Raw genomic sequence first — 18,348 nt, 5'->3', positions numbered from 1 at the left:
TGTAGGGGCAACTCCCCGTGGTTGCCCAGGGCAGGTACGGGAGCCTGCCCCTGTTTTGTGGGAGCAAAAAAATGAAGATTGTTTCTTATCAACAAACCGCTTATAAAGCCCGGCTGAATAAATTATTAAACCGGTTTGAATTATCTGAAGAGCCGGTTGAAAAAACGGTCAGATCGATCCTGAAGGATATTAAGAAAAACGGCGATGCCGCGGTTTTAAAATACACGAAAAAATTCGATCATCTGAATTTGAAGAAGAAAGATTTTGGAATTTCCCGGGAACAGATCAAACAGGCCTATCAAATAGCTGATCCCAGGGTTGTGGAAAGTTTAAAGTTTGCCGCCGACCGGATTATTTCTTTTCACCAGCGTCAGAAAACAGAAAGTTGGAGTTATAAAGAGGGCAATGTTACGCTCGGACAACTGGTTCAGCCGATGGATCGAGCCGGCCTGTATGTGCCCGGAGGAAAAGCGGCTTACCCCTCTTCTCTTTTGATGAATGCGATTCCTGCTCTGGTGGCCGGCGTTCCTTCGTTGGTGGTTTGTTTTCCCTCGTTGAATGGGGAAATTAACCCCTATATTCTTGTGGCGGCGGACATCCTAGGGATTAAGGAAATTTACCCTATCGGCGGGGCCCAGGCGATTGGCGCAATGGCCTTTGGAACCCGGACCATTAAAAGAGTTGATAAAATTGTAGGTCCTGGCAATATTTTTGTAGCCACCGCCAAACGATTAGTTTACGGATGGGTCGATATTGACATGATCGCAGGGCCGAGCGAGGTCCTGGTTATTGCGGATGAGTCCGCAAATCCAGCCTATGTGGCTTCCGATCTTTTGGCCCAGGCCGAACATGATGAAAAGGCGTATCCCATTTGTTTAACTCCCTCAATGAATTTAGCCCGGGAAATAAAAAAAGAAATGGAATTGAAGTTAAAAACCATGGCGCGGAAGAAAATTGCCGGGGAGTCCATGCGGAACAACGGGATTATTTTCGTGACTGAGAATTTGGATAAAGCCATTGAAATAGCTAATCTTTTGGCTCCTGAACACCTCGAACTCGAGGTCGAAAATCCGGAAGTTTATATCAAAAAAATCAAGCATGCCGGGGCGTTGTTTCTTGGACATTTTACTCCGGAGGCCGTCGGAGATTATCTGGCCGGCCCGAACCATGTTCTTCCTACGGGCGGGACCGCGCGATTTTTCTCACCCCTTTGTGTTGACGATTTTATCAAAAAGACGAGCATTATTTCGTATTCCAGGGAGGCCCTGGCCAGGGTTTCTGATCATGTCATCCGATTGGCTAATGCAGAGGGGTTGACCGGACACGCACACTCAATGGAGATTAGAAGGAAATGAAACGCGCTCCCACAAGAGAATCTTCCGTTGAAAGAAAGACCGCGGAAACAGAAGTTCGAATCAAGTTAAACCTTGATGGGACAGGGAAGAGCGAGGTCAATTCCAGTCTTCCATTTCTAGACCATATGTTAACCCTGTGGGCAAAACATGGTTTTTTTGACCTCCACCTTAAAAGTAAGGGAGATATTGAAATTGACGATCATCACCTCGTTGAGGATATCGGCATCTCTCTCGGACGCGCCCTTGCCGAAGCGATCGGGGATAAGAAGGGAATCAAGCGGTACGGTGTGGCCTTTGTGCCGATGGATGAAGCGCTGGCTCAGGTGATTCTCGACCTGAGCGGCCGCCCTTATCTGGTTTATCAGGTCAATTTGCAGAAAAAGAAGATTAAAACATTTGATATTGATTTGATCGAGCACTTTTTTGAAGCCCTTGTCCAGAAAAGCGGGTTAACGCTTCACATTCTGGTTCCTTACGGGAAGAACCCTCATCATGTCATTGAAGCCGTGTTTAAAGCGCTTGGAAAAGCGCTCGACCAGGCCCTTCAAGTTGATCCCCGGATTAAAGGAGTTTTGTCGACCAAAGGGAGCCTATGATTGCAATTATTGACTACGGATCGGGCAATCTCAGGAGCGTTCAAAAAGCTTTTGCCAAAGTGGGATTGGACGCCATGGTCACTACCCGCGCCGAGGATCTCTTCAACGCCAGTCATCTCGTGCTTCCGGGAGTGGGAGCTTTTGCGGATTGCATGGAAAAACTGGGTTCCAGCGGTTTAACGGCGCCCCTTCTCAAGAGTATCGAGGGAGGCAAGCCTTTTTTAGGAATTTGTGTCGGATTTCAGGTTCTTTTCGCGAAAGGTGAAGAGTTTGGAATCCATCCTGGATTGAATGTTGTTCCTGGAACTGTAAAACGATTTCCGGCAACCCCTCTGAAAGTTCCCCATATTGGATGGAATCAAGTGTGTGTTCGACAGACAGAATGTCCATTATTTAAAGAGATACCAGACGGAGCTTATTTTTATTTTGACCATTCTTACTATGGCGTTCCGGAGAAAGAGGCCGATACCGCTTCCTGGACGGATTACGGAATCCGGTTTACCTCCTCCATTTGGAGAGATAACATTTTTGCATGCCAGTTCCATCCTGAGAAAAGTCAAACCGTGGGATTAAGATTTCTTCAGAACTTTGGAGGGTTGAAATGAAAATTTTTCCCGCCATCGACATTAAGGAAGGTCAATGTGTTCGTTTAAGGCAGGGAAAATTTGATCAAAAGGAGGTTTTTTCCGATGAACCTGAATCGATTGCCAGAAAATGGTTTCTTTTGGGGGCCGAATTTATTCATGTGGTAGATTTGGATGGCGCATTAACGGGATCACCCGCTAATTTTGAAACGATTCAGCGAATTTTGAAGGCGGTTCCTACGCCGATCCAGGTTGGGGGCGGGATACGCGATTTGGAAACCATTGAAAAATATTTGGCGATAGGCGTTTCACGGCTGATTCTGGGAACGTCGGTCATCAAAAACTTTGACCTTTTAAAAACGGCGGCGAAGACTTATCCCGGGAAAATTGTCGCAGGGATCGACGCCAAAAATGGGAAAATAGCGATTACCGGCTGGACGGATGTGACCGGGGAATCAGCAATCGATTATGCCAAACGACTGAGCGAACATGAAATTGCGGCCATCGTTTATACCGATATTGAAAAAGATGGAATGATGAGTGGTCCTAATTTTGCCAGAACCGAAGAGATGGCAAAGGCCATTCAGGTGCCGTTAGTGGTATCCGGCGGCGTGTCGACTCTCCAGGACATACAATTCATTTTAAAAATGGACAACATCGAAGGTGTTATCATTGGGAAAGCGCTTTATACAGGGGACATTTCCCTGGAAAAGGCCATAGCCCTCACTAAAAGCGTGCCGTGTTAACCAAAAGAATTATTCCCTGTCTCGACGTCAAAGACGGAAGAGTTGTCAAAGGGGTTGGATTTGAAAACTTAAGAGATGCAGGAAGCCCGGTTGAGGCCTCTAAGTTTTATAATGAGGAAGGAGCGGATGCTATTTGCTTTCTGGATATTACCGCCTCTCATGAAGGGCGGGGGACCTTTTTTAAAATGGTGGAGGAAACCGCGGCAGAAGTGTTTATGCCTTTAACGGTAGGGGGAGGAATCCGGTCGTTGGAGGATATCCGGCAGTCCCTTCTGGCCGGAGCCGATAAGGTGTCTATTAATACTTCCGCGGTAGAGAAGCCGGAACTTATACGGGAGGCCGCAAAACGTTTTGGAACACAATGTATCGTTGTGGCAATTGACGCAAAAAAGGCTCTTTCCGGCAAAGGATGGAGCGTTTATACTCATGGCGGCCGGCGGGAGACGGCGCTGGATGTTCTCCAGTGGGCAAAACAAATGGAGTCCATGGGCGCCGGAGAAATTTTGCTGACCAGCATGGATAGGGACGGAACCCGGGAAGGATATGATCTGGAATTAACCCGCAGCGTCGCCGAAGCTGTGCAAATTCCGGTGATTGCTTCCGGAGGAGTCGGGAGCCTTGAGCATCTCTACGAAGGACTGACCATCGGGAAAGCGGACGCTGTTCTGGCGGCGTCTATTTTTCATGATCGCCAATATCGCATTAAGGATGCCAAACAGTATTTGAAAGAGAGGGGCGTCCCGGTCCGGCCGGTATGAATGACACGATCCTAAAAAAGATAAAATTTGACGCCGATGGACTCATTCCGGCGGTGATCCAGGAATATCAGACGGGCCAGGTCTTAATGGTGGCTTATATGAATGAAGCGTCCCTGGGCCAAACCCTTGAAACAGGGGAAACCGTTTTTTGGAGCCGTTCCCGGAAGGCGCTATGGAAAAAAGGGGAAACTTCGGGAAATATCCAAACAGTCAAGGAGATTTTGCTGGATTGTGATGAAGACACTCTTTTGATTAAGGTTGATCAAAAAAACGGCGCCTGCCATACCGGCCATTTTTCCTGTTTCTATCGGAGTTGGGCCGAAGGGGAACTAAAGGAAAAGGAAGAGGATCAATCTGCCGGCCAAAATGATTTCCCGGATATTTTAAACAAAATTTCCCGGGTCATTGCTCAAAGAAAACAAAATCCGTCACCCAACTCCTATGTTTCTTCGCTATTTTCTAAGGGACAGGATGCAATTTTAAAGAAAATTGCCGAAGAATCCGGAGAAGTCATTTTGAGTTCAAAGAACCGGACGATGGCGGAAATTATATGGGAAATCGCAGATTTATGGTTTCACACCCTGGTGTTGTTGGGTTACCATGGCATTTCTGTTGATGAAATTTACCGGGAATTAGAAAAAAGAGAAGGCAAACCGGGGTTAAAAAAGTGAAGCAACTGGCTATGCCAGTGGGAACGCGGGGTTCGGGGGCATTGAGAGTAAATTTCTCGAAGGCCCCTGAATATGAATAAGTGAAGCAACTGGAGTTTCTTATGGATAAATGCTTGTTTTGTAAAATCATCAAAAAAGAAATTCCTTCGCGGATTGTTTATGAGGACGAGAAAGCCCTGGCTTTTTATGACGTGAATCCCCAGGCGCCGGTTCATATTTTGATCATTCCAAAAGTTCATAAGGAAAGTCTCCTTGATTTCCAGGAAAAAGAAGATGGACCGCTAATCGTTCATCTCTATTCAGTCGTTCAAAAAATCGTGAAAGAAAAAGGGTTGGATCAAAAGGGATTTCGTCTGGTGGTTAACACGGGAAACGATGGCGGACAAACCGTTAATCATCTTCATTTTCATTTGTTGGCCGGACGGTTTATGACCTGGCCTCCGGGGTGATAGGCTTGCCCATCCCCGGTTTCTTTAAATAGCCGTTTTTTCAGGCCATGGGAGGGAGTTTCCGTCACGGGTCAAAACGTCTCCAAGAACAGAGATAGAAAGTTGTCATTGCGAGCGAAGCGAAGCAATCTCGCCATCGTGAACCGAGATCGCCACGCACCCTGCGGGCGCTCGCGATGACAGGCAAAACAAGGAGTTGCAAATCCTATCTCTGTTCCTGGGGGATGATAGGGGGTTGACATCGAGGTTTTTGACTTGCTATACTTAAAGTTTACTTTTTCTTTATGAAATTTGAAAGAAGGGAGGGGAAAGGTGAATGCCGGTTGTAAAAGTAAAGGAGAATGAGACCTTTGAAAATGCGTTCCGAAGATTTAAAAAACAGTGTGAAAAATCCGGAATTTTCTTTGAAATCAAAAAGCGGGAACACTATGAAAAGCCCAGTATCAAAAGAAAGAAAAAAGCTATTGCCGCCCGGAAAAAATCAATTAAAAAATCTCAATTATTCGCTCGGTAGAACGCTTTGATGTCTGATTTGAAAAATAGATTAACCGAAGAAATGAAAGCGTCCATGAAAAGCGGGGACGCCTTAAAGCTTTCCGTGATTCGCATGGTCCGCTCCGCAATTAAAAACAAGGAAATTGACCGGGGAAAGGGAACGGAGCTGGGTGACGCTGAAGTGATGGAAGTCATCGTTTCCGCCGTCAAGCAGAGGAATGATTCGATTGAGCAGTTTTCAGCAGGTAAAAGAGATGATTTGGTTGCGAAAGAAAAAGCCGAAATCGAAATCCTGCAGTCTTTCCTCCCGAAGCCTTACACCGAAGAAGAGGTTAAAGCCTTGATTTTAAAGGCTATTTCTGAAGCAGGTGCAACGGGAATCAAAGATATGGGCAAGGTGATGAAAATCCTGATACCAAAAATTCTAGGGAGGGCGGACAGCGCCGCCGCCAGCCGGATGGTGAAAGAGCTTTTGGCCTCTTAGAAAACAGAATCATTTTTTTTATCAAGAAGCGAGTTTCATTGAAATCGCAGTCAATTTCCGAAGAGATCATTTTCCGAATTCAGGAATCGATTGACATTGTTCAGTTGATTTCAGGGTATGTCAGTTTAAAAAAATCCGGGCAGAATTTTCAAGGTCTTTGTCCCTTTCATTCAGAGAAAAGTCCGTCCTTTACTGTGAGTCCGTCCAAGCAGATTTTCCATTGTTTTGGCTGCGGGAGCGGAGGTAATGTTTTTAAATTTCTGATGTTGAAAGAAGGGATGAGTTTTCCGGACGCGGTAAAGGAGTTGGGAAAAACGGCTGGAGTCCCTGTGCCTGTGGGACGGGACGAAAACCCCTCTTTAAATCAGGAACTGATTCAGGTCAATGAGTCGGCTAAAGATTATTTTCATCAGGTGTTGTTAAAAGATCCTGGCGCCGAGTTGGCTCGTGAATACCTTAAAAAACGTGGAATCGTTTACGATTCCATCAGGGATTTTTCACTCGGATATTCTCTGCCAGGATGGAATCATTGCAGCCAATTCTTAGAAAAAAAAGGGTTCACGTTGCTCCAAATGGAAAAAGCGGGTCTCATCACCCAAAATAATTCAGGGGGAGGGTATCATGACCGTTTCAGGGGGCGTTTGATATTCCCGGTTTCCAATCTTCAGGGGAAATGCATTGGTTTTGGAGGGCGGGTATTGGATCAGGCGCTTCCCAAGTACCTGAATTCGCCCGAAACGCCGGTTTATCAAAAAGGGAAAGTGTTGTATGGGCTGGATAAAACTAAAAATGAGATAGATTCGCTCATTATCGTCGAAGGTTATTTTGACGCGATCCGGCCCTTTCAAAGCGGAATTAAGAATGTCGTCGCCACTTGCGGCACGGCTTTAACCCATTATCACCTCCAACTGATACGGCGCAAGGTTCGGAAAGTTTACCTGATCTTTGACCCTGATCAGGCGGGTATCAAGGCGGCGTTAAGAACCATCGACCTATTCCTGGAAACCGGGATCAAAGCTTTTGTCGTTGTGCTTCCGGGAGGTCTGGACCCCGATTTATTTGTCGATCAATATGGAAAAGAACCCTTTGAACGGTGTCTTGAAAAAGCCGTTCCGCTATTTGATTTTGTATTGAACGCGTCGATTCAGAAAAACAGCGGTTCGGAGATCGAAGGAAAATTAGCGGTCATCGAAGAAATTCTTCCGCTCGTCAGCAGGATTTCCAACAGTGTGGAAAAATCCTATTACCTGATGAAAGTTTCAAATCAGCTTGAGGTATCGGAAAAGGACCTGAGGGAAGAATTTAAAAAACAACAGAATAAAAAGAGCCTTCATCCGCAGAAAAAAGATTTGCCTGTTAAAAAAGCGCCAACGCTTCCTTTGGAAGAGGAATATGTGATTCGTTTTCTTTTGGCTGAAAAAATCGCCCCGGACAGAATTTTTCATTATGTGAGCCCAGCTGATTTCAATGACGTTAGGGCTAAAGAAATCATGCAGGTTTTGTATGAGAACCATTCCTCTGAGGAGAAATTGAATTTCCGGAATTTTCTTGAGAAATTTTCCGGAGAGGAAAAGTTATATGATTTAATGACGGCTCTTTCCGTTAAAGAACCTGATTATGATTATCCCATTCAGGCTCTGGAAGAATCCCTGGACAGATTGATTCATAAAAGAATGATGCGGCAACGTATCGAGCTTGAAAAGGAAATTCCTTTGGCGGAAAGAGAGAAGGATCACGAGAAGGTTTCGGAAATTTCCAGACACCTGCTGAAAATCCGCGCCGGCTTGAATGAGAAGGTAAAACTTTAGGAGAGTTTATGTCTAAAGAAGAGAAATTAGAAGAAGTAAAACATTTAATTTCACTTGGAAAAGAAAAAGGGTTTCTGACCTATGAAGAGTTGAACAATGCTCTTCCGGCGGATATCCTTTCTTCCGAACAGCTTGATAATATCATGGTGATGTTTGGTGAAATGGACATCGAGGTTGTTGACTCGGCCGAAGAAGGCAGACTCCAGAGCGTGGGCGCGGAAGCAGAAGATGACGTGGAAGAGCTGGAGGAATTTGAGGAAGAATTCGTCGAAGTCGAAGATGAAAAAGAGATCGATTTAACTCCGGGAGTCTTGAGCCGAACGGATGATCCTGTCCGCCTTTATCTGAGAGAGATTGGAAGCGTTCCGCTTTTGACCCGTGAAAAAGAGATTGAAATTGCCAAGAGAATCGAGGTCGGTAAAAAAGAAGTCGCGTCCATCGTCTTTGGCATGCCTTTCGTTTTAAAAGAAATCTTTTCGCTTTCTGAAAAACTCCGGCAAAATGAAATCAGCATTTTGGAAGTCGTTACCGTGACAACCGAGGAGGATTTTGAGGAAAATGAAGAGGTCTCCGACCAGGATTATGAAGAACTTAAAGAAAAAGCCATTGCTCAAATCGGGCAGCTAAAACCACACTATAGATCCCTTCTTGAACTTTATGGAAAATTAAGGCGAGTCGGCGAGTCTTCTCCGCAGAGAAAAAAAATTAAAGGTCAAATCAAAGACCTTCGTCTCAAGATTGTCGACAAGGTCGCGACCATTAACTTTCACGCCAAGCTGATTGAAAAAATTGTCGGGGAGATGAGAAGTCTGGTTAGAGGGATCTACCAGTCCGACCGGGAAATTTCTTCTTCCAGGAGGCGTTTGGGGTGTCATCATGAAAGCGAAGTCGTTGAACTCTTTAAAAAAACGCACAAGGACAAGCGAAATTTAAAAGCGATCGAAAAGAAAACAGGTTTAAGCCAAAGTTCTCTTGAGGAACTCGAAAAACAATACCGGAATGCGAAGAAAAATATTAAAAAGATCGAAGAACAATCCTCCGTTTCAGGGGAGGAGTTACGAGAGAGCGTTCATACGCTGGATTTAGGTGAACATCGGGTCAAATTGGCCAAGAGTGAACTGGTAGAGGCCAACTTGAGACTGGTGGTCAGCATCGCCAAGAAATATACCAATCGGGGTCTTCAATTCCTGGATTTAATTCAGGAAGGGAACATCGGCTTGATGAAAGCGGTGGATAAATTCGAATATCAAAGAGGGTATAAATTCAGCACATACGCCACATGGTGGATCCGGCAGGCTATTACCCGTGCGATTGCGGACCAGGCCCGGACGATTCGAATACCGGTCCATATGATTGAAACGATTAACAAACTTATTCGCACGTCCCGACATCTTGTTCAGGAGCTCGGGAGAGAACCCGCTGCCGAAGAGATTGCCGAGAAAATGGAGCTTCCCCTTGATAAGGTTCGGAAGATCCTCAAAATAGCGAAAGAGCCGATCTCTCTGGAAACGCCGATCGGAGAAGAAGAAGACAGCCATCTTGGCGATTTTATCGAAGATAAAAAAGTCGTTTCGCCTTTGGATGCAGCCATTCGTTATGACCTTCAAAGGCAGATCAATAACGTTTTGCAAACCTTAACCCCCAGGGAGGAAAAAGTTTTACGAAAACGTTTTGGGATAGGGGAAAGCACCGATCACACGCTGGAGGAGGTCGGGCAGGACTTTGAAGTGACGCGGGAAAGGATCCGTCAAATCGAAGCCAAAGCCCTGAGAAAACTTCGGCATCCGAGTAGAAGCAAAAGACTCAAAAGTTTTGTGGAGAACCTGTGAATGTTTCCGGGCCCATAGCTCAGTTGGTTAGAGCTACCGGCTCATAACCGGTTGGTCCCTGGTTCGAGTCCAGGTGGGCCCATCAATTTTTAATTTTTGTTGAAAGGAGCTTATCCGGTGAATGAAGAAATGGGCCTATTAATTCAACTGCAGAGAATTGATACCCACTTGTCCAAGTTTAATGAGAAAGAACAGCAGTATAAAAAAAAGATAGAAATAGAAGGACAAAATCTTGAATCCCTCAAAATTAAACTCCGCGAAATACAAATCCAATTAGAAAAAACCGCCAAAGAAAAAAAAGAAAAGGAGAAGGAAACCGAGATTCAGGAACAAGGGATCCAAAAAACACAATCCCATCTTAAAGAAATCAAAAACAATAAAGAATATCAAGCTCATTTAAATGAAATCGATGCTTTGAAAAAAGGGCTTGGCGCTCTTGAAGACGTTGTGCTTTTTTTGATGGATAAAATGGAAGTTTTAAAAAACGAAGCTGCTCTTCACGAAGCCGAATTCAAAGAGCAGGAAACAAAATTTCTGGAAACGGTTAAAGAAATTGAAAAAGAAATCTCCAGGCTGTTGGAGGAAAAAAGCCAGTTCGAAGAGGAGAGAAAAAAAGTTTCAGGCCAGGCGAATAAAAAAATCCTGGCCCAGTACGAACACTTGCTGGCGAGTAAAAAAGGAACGGCTATTTTGGCATTAAATGGAACCACCTGTCCGGGCTGTCACATGAACCTTCCCCCTCAACTTATTGCGGAAGTTAAAAGAAACGATAAGATGCTGACCTGTTCTCATTGTTACAGGATTCTTTATTGGCAGGAGATCTACTTTCCTAAAACAGCCTGAGTTGTTTTAAAATGGAGTTTTGCGACCCGTCCCAGCCCCTCAATTCCTTTTTTTTTAAAAAAGCCCTTAGCCGTCAAGATCACCTGTTCAGACGCCCCTCGAGGAAGGAGCGTTTCTTCCTTTCTGGATAAGGATTCTAATCTTGACAGGAATTCCGCTCGGGCAAGCACAGAGGCCGCCGCAACGGCAATGTCCTCTTCGGCCCGGGGCCGTTGTTCGAGTGTCACCTGTTTTCCCCGCGACATGAGCGCCCTTTCAACCACTATTTTATCTCCAAATTGATCGGTTAAAGCGTAATGGCAGTCGACTTTGGAAAGAATATTTTCAATAACCCTCGCATGTCCCCAGGCCAAAAGTGAGTTGAGATTTTTCATTTTTTGATAAAGTTCGTTGTACTTTTCCGGTCCAATGACCACCACTTCCGCCGATAGCGCGCGTTGACGAATGAGAGGGGCCATCGCTATTATTTTTTTATCTGCCATTTTTTTACTGTCTTTAACCCCTGAAGCGGCCAGGTCTTCCCCGATACTTTTATTGAGGCAGACCCCGGCAATGACGAGTGGACCGAAATAATCCCCTTTTCCTGATTCGTCTGTTCCAATCCAGGTTTCTTTTTGTTTCATAATAGGTGACTTTTAATGGAGAGGAAAAGAAGAAAAAAGTAATTAAGATAGCCCATAAGCCGAATTCTGTTCCCGGTTACGCGACCCAGGCGATGATCATTTCTCTAGGAAAACAGTTACCTGTTTTCTCGTGCGACCTAACCCGGAAGCTTTAGACGGGTCATCCCATGCTTCCCTATTTGGTCTTGCTCCAGGCGGGGTTTTCAAAGCCAGCCAGTCACCTGGCTGCCGGTGAGCTCTTAACTCGCCTTTTCACCCTTACCTCTTTTTTCAAAAAGGCGGTTTTTTTTCTGTTGCACTTTCCTTCCTGTTGCCAGGACTGGATGTTATCCAGCGCCATGCCCTGTGGAGTTCGGACTTTCCTCTCTCCCCTATGAGAAGTGGGGGCCTGTCAGCAAGCAATGCTTCCAATGCCCCCACACCCCGCGGTCAGATCAAGCAAAGCTTAATCTGACCTTTAAAAGGGAGAGCGATCATCTGGGCTATCTTAATCTCTTAACTGACCTCTTCTCAACAGGTCAGGTTTTTCAATCATTTTCTCAATTTAAGAGACGAATCCGATGCGATTAAACGGCCAAAAACGAAACATGGCTTTGGCTTTTACATTTTGCATAGGAACCAATCCCCAAATATGGCTATCGTGGCTGTTATTCCGGTTATCTCCCAGGACAAACAGATAATCCTTGGGAACCTGAATCAGTGCCATGTGGTAGCGGGGATGTTCTTTGATATAACTTTCGTCAATCGGCCTGTTGTTGACGTAAACCTTTTCATCTTTAATTTCAATCGAGTCTCCTTCGATCCCGATGACACGCTTCACGAAAGGGATCGACGGGTTATCCGTAGCCTGGCTTGGCGGTGTAAAAATGACAATTTCACCTTCTTTTGGCAACCTGAAATGATAGATAAATTTGTTGCTGAAAAACCGGTCCCCAATAGCGATGGTTGGTTCCATGGACCCGGTCGGGACAACAAAAGCTTCTACGACGGTCACCTTAATCACCATAGAAAGGACAAAAGCAATAAGTAAACTTTGTCCATATTCCAGAAACTTTTTGACAAAACGATTTTTTCCCATAGTTTGGGTTAAACCTTCGCAGTATGAGTAAGGATTCTTTTTGTTCAGCGATTCTAAAGTTTCAGGATAAAACGGGCTCTCTGAGTTTATAACCCATGGGTTTAATCGTAATCAAATCATTTTCGAGAATGGGAATTTTCGCCCGGAGCCTTCGGACATGAACATCTACCGTTCGGGTAGGATCGTCAGAAACATGTCCCCAAATTTCTTTTAAAATGGTCTGACGAGACTGAACTTTGCCCATGTGTTTAATGAAAAATTCAAGAAGGGAGAACTCCTTGGGTGTCAACCAGACCTCTTTCCCGTCATGCCAGACCTCGTGTTTCTCAGAATCCATGAATAACTTTTCTCCATAGGTTGTTTGGGTCTGCGGCTGCTTGGATTTAACCGGGATTCTTTTAAGGACGGCCCGGATCCTGGCGACCAATTCCTGGGGTTCAAAGGGTTTTGCAAGGTAATCATCCGCGCCATGTTCAAACCCGGAAAGGCGGTCTTTTAAGGTATTTCTGCCTGTGATAATGATAATCGGAAGATCAGCCGTTTTTTTGGATTTTCGGATAAATTTTGGGATTTCAAGGCCCTCCATATCGGGGAGACCGATATCCAGTAAAATTAAATCGGGAACGACCTGTGAGATTTTTTTTAAAGCTTCAGCCCCCGTTTTTGCCAGAATCGGATAATACCCTTCCTTCACCAAAATCGTGATAATGAGGTCGGATACTAAAGTTTCATCTTCAATAATTAAAATATTTTGTGACATTTGAAGTCTTCCTTTTTAAAAGGTTTCGTTGTTAATTTTATAAATAAGATTTACCTGAAGTTGGTAAATTGCATATCAATTCCAAAGTCCTTTTTCTTTAAGAGAGCGATAACACTTTGCAAATCATCCCTGCTTTTCGCTGAAACCCGAACTTGATCCGCCTGAATTTGGGATTGGACTTTAAGTTTGGAATTTTTAATTTCTTTGATCATCTCTTTTGCCGCCTCAACGGGAATCCCCTGTTGCAGGGTAACTTTTTGCCGCACTGTTTTTCCAAGGGCCTCTTCGAGTTTTCCGTAAACCATCGCCTTTAGCGAGATATTCCGTTTAATCAATTTTGACTGGAAAATATCGATAACGCTTTTTAGTCTATAAGCATCGTCGGAGGTGATGGTCATCTCCTCTTTTTCAAGGGTGATATCACTGATGCTGTCTTTAAAATCGAACCGTTGACGGATCTCTTTCATCGCCTGGTCGATGGCATTTTTTAATTCCTGGAGGTCCACCTTGGAGACAATATCAAATGAATTCTGATCTGCCATAGTTTTATTCCTATACCTGCCTGTGAAAACAATTATTCTTGTATTTTGTTACGTTTTATTCTGTTTTGGAAAAACCTTTGATACCTGATGTTAACATGATCAGCCCAAAGAATGCCAGTATTTTTATATTAAAAAAAAGCGGATGAAAGCTTTCGCCGATCATGAGGTCTCTTAAGATTTCAACGCCATAAGTGAGAGGGTCTATCGTGGTAAGGAGGTCCATCCAGGGAGGTAGATTTTGGATCGGAAACATGGCCCCGCTTAAAAAGAACATGGGAAGCATTATAAAATTGGTAATTAAAGTAAAGCCCTGCATGCTTTTCATCCTGGTGGCAATCGCGATTCCCATGGAGGTGAGGATAAATGAGACAAAAAACATGGCCGGAACGAGCTCTAAAATCGTCATCCACGGAAGATGAAGCCGGATCAAGGGGGCGAAAACAAGCATGAGACAACCCTGGAACATGGAGACTGTGCTGCCCCCCAAAGTTTTCCCAACGGTGACAGCCCATCTTGAAATTGGCGCTACCATGACTTCTTTTAAAAAACCGACTTCCCGATCCCAGACGATGGAGATGGCCGAAAAGACTGAGGTAAAGAGAAGCGTCATCGCGATGACGCCGGGATAAATAAAGTGCTGGTAGTCCTGACCGGGTTTGCCAAAGCCTGTATTCAAAGAGCCAAAACCCCGGCTTAGACCCGTCCCCAGGATGAGCAGATATAACGCGGGTTGAACGGTGGCGCCGATCATTCTTGGCTTGTCGCGGAAAAATTTCCGGACATCTCTCAGCCAAATGATATAAATCCCGTTTAAATTTTGGTTCATTCCAAGCGCCGCCCTTTGATGCGGTGTCTGGCCCTCATGAGGGTTCTTCGGTCAGCATCTTCCGGACGGATGCTGTGGCCGGTTAAATTTAAAAAAACGTCATCCAGGGTTGGACGCCGGACATTAATAGAGGTAATTTCAAAGGGGGCCTCTTTTATAAAGCGGGGAAGAAATTCTTCCCCCATTCCGATTTCAAATAAAAGGGATCCGTCTTCTTCCGTCACCTCAAGCTGGTATTTTTCTTCGATAAATTTCTTTGCCTTTTCTGCATCGGCGGTTTTAAAAAGGACGTGGTCACCTGAGGTTTTCTTCTTTAAATCGTGAGGCGTTTCGAGGGCGATCATCTCTCCATGATCCATAATGGCAATCCGGCCGCAATGTTCCGCCTCATCCATGTAATGGGTTGTTAAAAAAATGGTCAGATTTTCCCTTTCCTTGAGCTCGTGGATGTAGCCCCAGATATGAGCCCGGCTTTGAGGGTCCAGCCCCAGCGTCGGTTCGTCTAAAAAAAGAACTCTGGGGAAGTGGAGGAGGCCCCGGGCAATTTCCAGACGCCGCTTCATCCCCCCTGAAAAAGTGTTGATGAGATCATTTTTCCTCTCTTCAAGGCCAGTGAGTTTCAGCAGCATCGCCATTCGCTCTATTTTTAGTTTTTTCGGGATATTGTATAACCGCGCATGAAAGTCCAGGTTTTCCCAGGCGGTGAGTTTTTCGTCCAGGCTCGGGTCCTGAAAAACAACGCCAATTGATTTCCGGACCGCGTGAGGAAATTCAACCACGTTAAATTGGTTTAAAAAAATTTCTCCGCCGGAAGGTTTGAGTAAAGTGCAGAGCATGTTGATGGTTGAGGTTTTCCCCGCGCCGTTGGGTCCCAGGAAGCCAAACACTTCGCCGGCTTGCACCGTGAAAGAGAGGTCCTTGACCGCGAGGACGACCCGGTTTTTTAACCGGTACTCTTTTCTCAAATGTTTCACCGTAATCATATTCATCAAAGAGTGGCTTTACTTGTTCAAGGGCGGAAACGCCTGGATAATTTCTGTCCCTTCCGGAGGAGTAAAAGTAAACAGCGGGTCTTTAAGCCCCGGATTAACCTGAGCCTTTGAAAAGGAAAACGAAGATGAATTTTGGTTGGTCTGAACCAAACGAAGTTTTTGAATCAGGTAAGTGGAAGGGTCGATTTTAACTTCAATCTTTTCCAGGTTTTCATCTTTTTGCCTCGGGATGAGGAGGAGCTCGTACCCGGTTGAATGTTTCGCTTCCTGGCGGGTAATGTTAAACTCTTTACCCAAAATGGCTTCTCCCGATAGCAGCCGAACTGGAAGTTTGGACTCCTGGTCCTTTGAAAAAATTCCCTTAATGGCCTGATGTTGATCCGGCAGGTAGGTGATAAGCTGGTTCCCGTTGATAAAGAGTTCCTCTTTTTTCGGATGACGATAAACCAGTTTCATTTTATCTCTTTTTTTTAAAAAAAGGTCTCCCGTATATTTAACCGGCGTCTTAAAATCCTGGATCACCGTTTCCTGTTCAAAGGAGGCCTGGAGATCTTTCAGGTTTTCATAAGCGCTCTGAATCTTTGAGATTAACACGTCGAGAGGAAGGGGTTCGCCAACAGCTTGAAATGGAAAAAGTGCCAGAAAGATGAGTAACAGTCCCTGAATCATTTTTTGTCCTTTATGCGTCTATTCATCCGAATCTTTTTTAATTAAAACTTCCCGCTGTTTTCCGCCTTTAATCGGGCTGACAATACCATCTTCCTCCATCATTTCAATCATCCTGGCCGCTCGTGGATACCCGACTCTCAACCTTCTTTGGATCAGGGACGCAGAAGCCTGGCCCGTTGTGATGACAAGTTCCCTGGCCTTTTCATAAAGGTCGTCCCTTTCTTCGATCCCGTTAATCTTATCCTGTTCGGCGACCGAAGGAAGTTTAAATGCTTCATAATCCGGTTTTTCCTGAGCCTTGATAAAAGAAACCACCTTTTTAATTTCTTCCTCGCTGACGTACGGGCCATGAATCCTCGTAATTCTGCCGGTTCCAGGCACCAGAAAAAGCATGTCCCCTTTCCCAAGGAGCTGTTCGGCGCCATTTGCGTCCAGGATCGTTCTCGAATCGGTTTTAGAGGAAACCTGGAAAGAAATACGGGCCGGAAAGTTGGCTTTGATCACACCCGTTAAAACATCCACGGAAGGTCTCTGCGTGGCCAGAAGCAAATGGATTCCCGAGGCTCTTCCCATTTGAGCCAGCCGGCCGATGGAATCTTCGACTTCCCGCTGAGAGGTCATCATCAAATCGGCCAGTTCATCGATGATAACGACCAGGTACGGCATGATTTCCGGAAGAGATCCGTCGGTTCCATCGGGTTTTGGCGGCCTTTTTTTCTGGGCGGGTTTGAGCCTCCGATAACCCTCGATATTACGCACTCCGGCTTCCGCCAGAATCCGATACCTTCTTTGCATTTCCATGACGACTTCCTGCAATCCTTTCGCGGCCTCGCGGGGCTGCGTAATGACAGGTTTAATTAAATGGGGAATATCGTTATAGGTGGTAAGTTCCAGCATTTTTGGGTCAACCATCATCATCTTCAAATCGCCTGGACGGGTGGAAAACAACAGGCTAAGCACCATGGCATTTAAAGCGACGCTTTTCCCCGAGCCGGTGGCGCCGGCCACCAGGAGGTGCGGCATCTCCGTGAAATCGGCCGTGACCGGCTGGCCGGAGATGTCTTTTCCAAGGTACAAAGGAAGTTTTATAGAAGAAGTGATATTCGGCGTAATCAAATGTTTTAGAGACACCGTTTCACGGACGCGGTTGGGGATTTCAATCCCGACCGCCGATTTCCCGGGAATCGGCGCGACAATTCTGACGCTCATGGCCTTCATGGCCAGAGCCAGATCATCCGACAGATTGGTGATTTTATTGACCTTAATTCCCGGGGCAGGTTCGAATTCATAAAGCGTTATGACCGGTCCGGGATGAACAGCGGCCACTTTTCCTTCAATTCCGAAATCGAGGAGCTTTTTCTCCAAAAGTTGTGCGTTTAAGACCAACTCTTCCTGAGTCATTTTTTCCTGAACCGCCGGCAGATCATCTAAAAGCGTTAGTGGAGGGAGCTGGTAATCTCCTTTTGCGGGTAAAAAAGGGAGGGGTTCCTGTTTTGCCTCTTCTTTCTCTGGAAAAGAACGGGCCGGCGTCGTTTCAATAATTTTAGGTTTTGATCTGGGTAACAGGCTTTTTCCGGCCTGCCGCGCGTTTTCCTTTAAGGTTTTTGTTCTTTTAAAAGAAAGGGCTAAAAATTTCCGAACGCGGCTAAAAAAAGCGGAGCAATTTCCGGCGAGTCGAGATCCAAAAGTCCAGGGAGAAAAATGGGTTAAAAACATCACCGATAGAAGGAAAAGAGAAAAGGAGATCAAATAACTGCCGAGCGCTCCGAAATACCGGATAAAAAGGGCCGTTTCCATTTTTCCGAGCAGTCCCCCCGTTTCGCGAACCATAATCCATTCACCCGAAAAAGAGGGCCACCTGGGAATCAACAGATTCAAAACGGCGGGGAGAGAGAAGAAAAGACCGGTTGTTCCCGCGGAGTTCCATTTATTAAAGAAGGGTTCTTCTTCCAGGTTTTTAAATTTTTTCCATCCAAACATGAAGAGGTACAAAGGGAGCAGGTACGAAGAAACGCCAAAAAGCGAAAGGAATCCGTCCGACACATAGGCTCCCGTTACACCCATTAAGTTCGAAGGGGAAAAGCCGTCCGAGGTCGTGAAGGAAGGATCCTGGGGATTGTATGAGACAAGGCTGGTCAGAATGAATAACGTGAAGGTGAAATAAACAACCCCTTTAATTTCGTTTTTTCTTTTCTTCTTCATCAATTCAGGGCCAATCTTTAAGTCATGAACGTTGAGAA

General features: G+C 45.4%; 20 protein-coding genes, 1 tRNA gene and 1 other RNA gene. 13 read left to right on the top strand and 9 right to left on the bottom strand.

Translation table 11 applies throughout. The features are described from left to right. Nucleotides 1-71 precede the first annotated feature (71 nt). The 13 genes from hisD (at nucleotide 72) to HYR79_05280 (ending at nucleotide 10,618) form a co-directional block, all read left to right on the top strand. Complete coding sequence (gene hisD / locus HYR79_05340; GenBank protein ID MBI1821116.1) at nucleotides 72-1,355, top strand: histidinol dehydrogenase; 1,284 nt, start codon at nucleotides 72-74, stop codon at nucleotides 1,353-1,355. Continuing rightward, complete coding sequence (gene hisB / locus HYR79_05335; GenBank protein ID MBI1821115.1) at nucleotides 1,352-1,951, top strand: imidazoleglycerol-phosphate dehydratase HisB; 600 nt, start codon at nucleotides 1,352-1,354, stop codon at nucleotides 1,949-1,951. Before hisD ends, hisB begins: the two co-directional genes overlap by 4 nt. Further along, nucleotides 1,948-2,556, top strand: a complete 609-nt coding sequence (gene hisH / locus HYR79_05330; protein ID MBI1821114.1) for an imidazole glycerol phosphate synthase subunit HisH — start codon at nucleotides 1,948-1,950, stop codon at nucleotides 2,554-2,556. The genes hisB and hisH overlap by 4 nt, the downstream gene beginning before the upstream one ends. Further along, on the top strand, nucleotides 2,553-3,281 hold the full coding sequence (hisA, locus tag HYR79_05325; GenBank protein MBI1821113.1) for a 1-(5-phosphoribosyl)-5-[(5-phosphoribosylamino)methylideneamino]imidazole-4-carboxamide isomerase: 729 nt from the start codon (nucleotides 2,553-2,555) through the stop codon (nucleotides 3,279-3,281). The genes hisH and hisA overlap by 4 nt, the downstream gene beginning before the upstream one ends. After that, entirely contained in the window at nucleotides 3,275-4,039 is a 765-nt protein-coding gene (gene hisF / locus HYR79_05320) for an imidazole glycerol phosphate synthase subunit HisF (protein MBI1821112.1), read from the top strand. The genes hisA and hisF overlap by 7 nt, the downstream gene beginning before the upstream one ends. Beyond that, entirely contained in the window at nucleotides 4,036-4,710 is a 675-nt protein-coding gene (locus tag HYR79_05315; protein ID MBI1821111.1) for a bifunctional phosphoribosyl-AMP cyclohydrolase/phosphoribosyl-ATP diphosphatase HisIE, read from the top strand. The genes hisF and HYR79_05315 overlap by 4 nt, the downstream gene beginning before the upstream one ends. Nucleotides 4,711-4,811: 101 nt before the next feature. Next, nucleotides 4,812-5,159, top strand: coding sequence for a histidine triad nucleotide-binding protein (locus HYR79_05310; protein MBI1821110.1), 348 nt, complete (start codon nucleotides 4,812-4,814; stop codon nucleotides 5,157-5,159). 316 nt (nucleotides 5,160-5,475) lie between these two features. Beyond that, complete coding sequence (locus tag HYR79_05305) at nucleotides 5,476-5,673, top strand: 30S ribosomal protein S21 (GenBank protein ID MBI1821109.1); 198 nt, start codon at nucleotides 5,476-5,478, stop codon at nucleotides 5,671-5,673. A 9-nt stretch (nucleotides 5,674-5,682) separates the two neighbouring features. Further along, nucleotides 5,683-6,138 (top strand): GatB/YqeY domain-containing protein, encoded by a 456-nt coding sequence (locus tag HYR79_05300; GenBank protein MBI1821108.1) that lies wholly within the window; start codon nucleotides 5,683-5,685, stop codon nucleotides 6,136-6,138. A gap of 38 nt (nucleotides 6,139-6,176) precedes the next feature. Next, the gene (locus HYR79_05295; GenBank protein ID MBI1821107.1) at nucleotides 6,177-7,946 is read left to right on the top strand and encodes a DNA primase; all 1,770 of its coding nucleotides are present in this window, start codon (nucleotides 6,177-6,179) and stop codon (nucleotides 7,944-7,946) included. Between the two features lie 8 nt (nucleotides 7,947-7,954). After that, nucleotides 7,955-9,775 (top strand): RNA polymerase sigma factor RpoD, encoded by a 1,821-nt coding sequence (gene rpoD, locus HYR79_05290; GenBank protein ID MBI1821106.1) that lies wholly within the window; start codon nucleotides 7,955-7,957, stop codon nucleotides 9,773-9,775. Nucleotides 9,776-9,783: 8 nt separating this feature from the next. Then, a tRNA-Ile gene (locus tag HYR79_05285) sits at nucleotides 9,784-9,857 on the top strand. Between the two features lie 35 nt (nucleotides 9,858-9,892). Continuing rightward, a complete protein-coding gene (locus HYR79_05280; GenBank protein MBI1821105.1) occupies nucleotides 9,893-10,618 on the top strand; it encodes a hypothetical protein in 726 nt (241 codons plus the stop codon). Here HYR79_05280 and rnhC read toward each other — a convergent pair. The 9 genes from rnhC to HYR79_05235 all read right to left on the bottom strand — a co-directional run bounded on the left by rnhC (nucleotide 10,597) and on the right by HYR79_05235 (nucleotide 18,325). After that, complete coding sequence (rnhC, locus tag HYR79_05275) at nucleotides 10,597-11,241, bottom strand: ribonuclease HIII (protein ID MBI1821104.1); 645 nt, start codon at nucleotides 11,239-11,241, stop codon at nucleotides 10,597-10,599. The two genes, HYR79_05280 and rnhC, sit on opposite strands and share 22 nt — an antisense overlap. Before the next feature lie 40 nt (nucleotides 11,242-11,281). Continuing rightward, nucleotides 11,282-11,648: RNase P RNA component class A (gene rnpB / locus HYR79_05270), an RNA gene on the bottom strand. Nucleotides 11,649-11,785: 137 nt separating this feature from the next. Then, nucleotides 11,786-12,319 (bottom strand): signal peptidase I, encoded by a 534-nt coding sequence (lepB, locus tag HYR79_05265; GenBank protein ID MBI1821103.1) that lies wholly within the window; start codon nucleotides 12,317-12,319, stop codon nucleotides 11,786-11,788. Nucleotides 12,320-12,380: 61 nt separating this feature from the next. Beyond that, entirely contained in the window at nucleotides 12,381-13,079 is a 699-nt protein-coding gene (locus HYR79_05260) for a response regulator transcription factor (protein ID MBI1821102.1), read from the bottom strand. Between the two features lie 50 nt (nucleotides 13,080-13,129). Next, the gene (locus tag HYR79_05255; GenBank protein MBI1821101.1) at nucleotides 13,130-13,621 is read right to left on the bottom strand and encodes a YajQ family cyclic di-GMP-binding protein; all 492 of its coding nucleotides are present in this window, start codon (nucleotides 13,619-13,621) and stop codon (nucleotides 13,130-13,132) included. 55 nt (nucleotides 13,622-13,676) lie between these two features. Further along, on the bottom strand, nucleotides 13,677-14,447 hold the full coding sequence (locus HYR79_05250) for an ABC transporter permease (protein MBI1821100.1): 771 nt from the start codon (nucleotides 14,445-14,447) through the stop codon (nucleotides 13,677-13,679). Then, nucleotides 14,444-15,436, bottom strand: coding sequence for an ATP-binding cassette domain-containing protein (locus HYR79_05245; protein ID MBI1821099.1), 993 nt, complete (start codon nucleotides 15,434-15,436; stop codon nucleotides 14,444-14,446). Before HYR79_05245 ends, HYR79_05250 begins: the two co-directional genes overlap by 4 nt. Before the next feature lie 12 nt (nucleotides 15,437-15,448). Further along, nucleotides 15,449-16,108, bottom strand: coding sequence for an outer membrane lipoprotein carrier protein LolA (locus HYR79_05240; protein ID MBI1821098.1), 660 nt, complete (start codon nucleotides 16,106-16,108; stop codon nucleotides 15,449-15,451). Nucleotides 16,109-16,126: 18 nt separating this feature from the next. Continuing rightward, the gene (locus tag HYR79_05235; protein ID MBI1821097.1) at nucleotides 16,127-18,325 is read right to left on the bottom strand and encodes a DNA translocase FtsK; all 2,199 of its coding nucleotides are present in this window, start codon (nucleotides 18,323-18,325) and stop codon (nucleotides 16,127-16,129) included. Nucleotides 18,326-18,348: the final 23 nt, after the last annotated feature.

Source organism: Nitrospirota bacterium (assembly GCA_016178585.1).
GTDB lineage: Bacteria > Nitrospirota > Nitrospiria > JACQBW01 > JACQBW01 > JACOTA01.
Note: the sequence above shows the minus strand (reverse complement) of the source record. Positions and strands in the feature narration are given on the sequence as shown.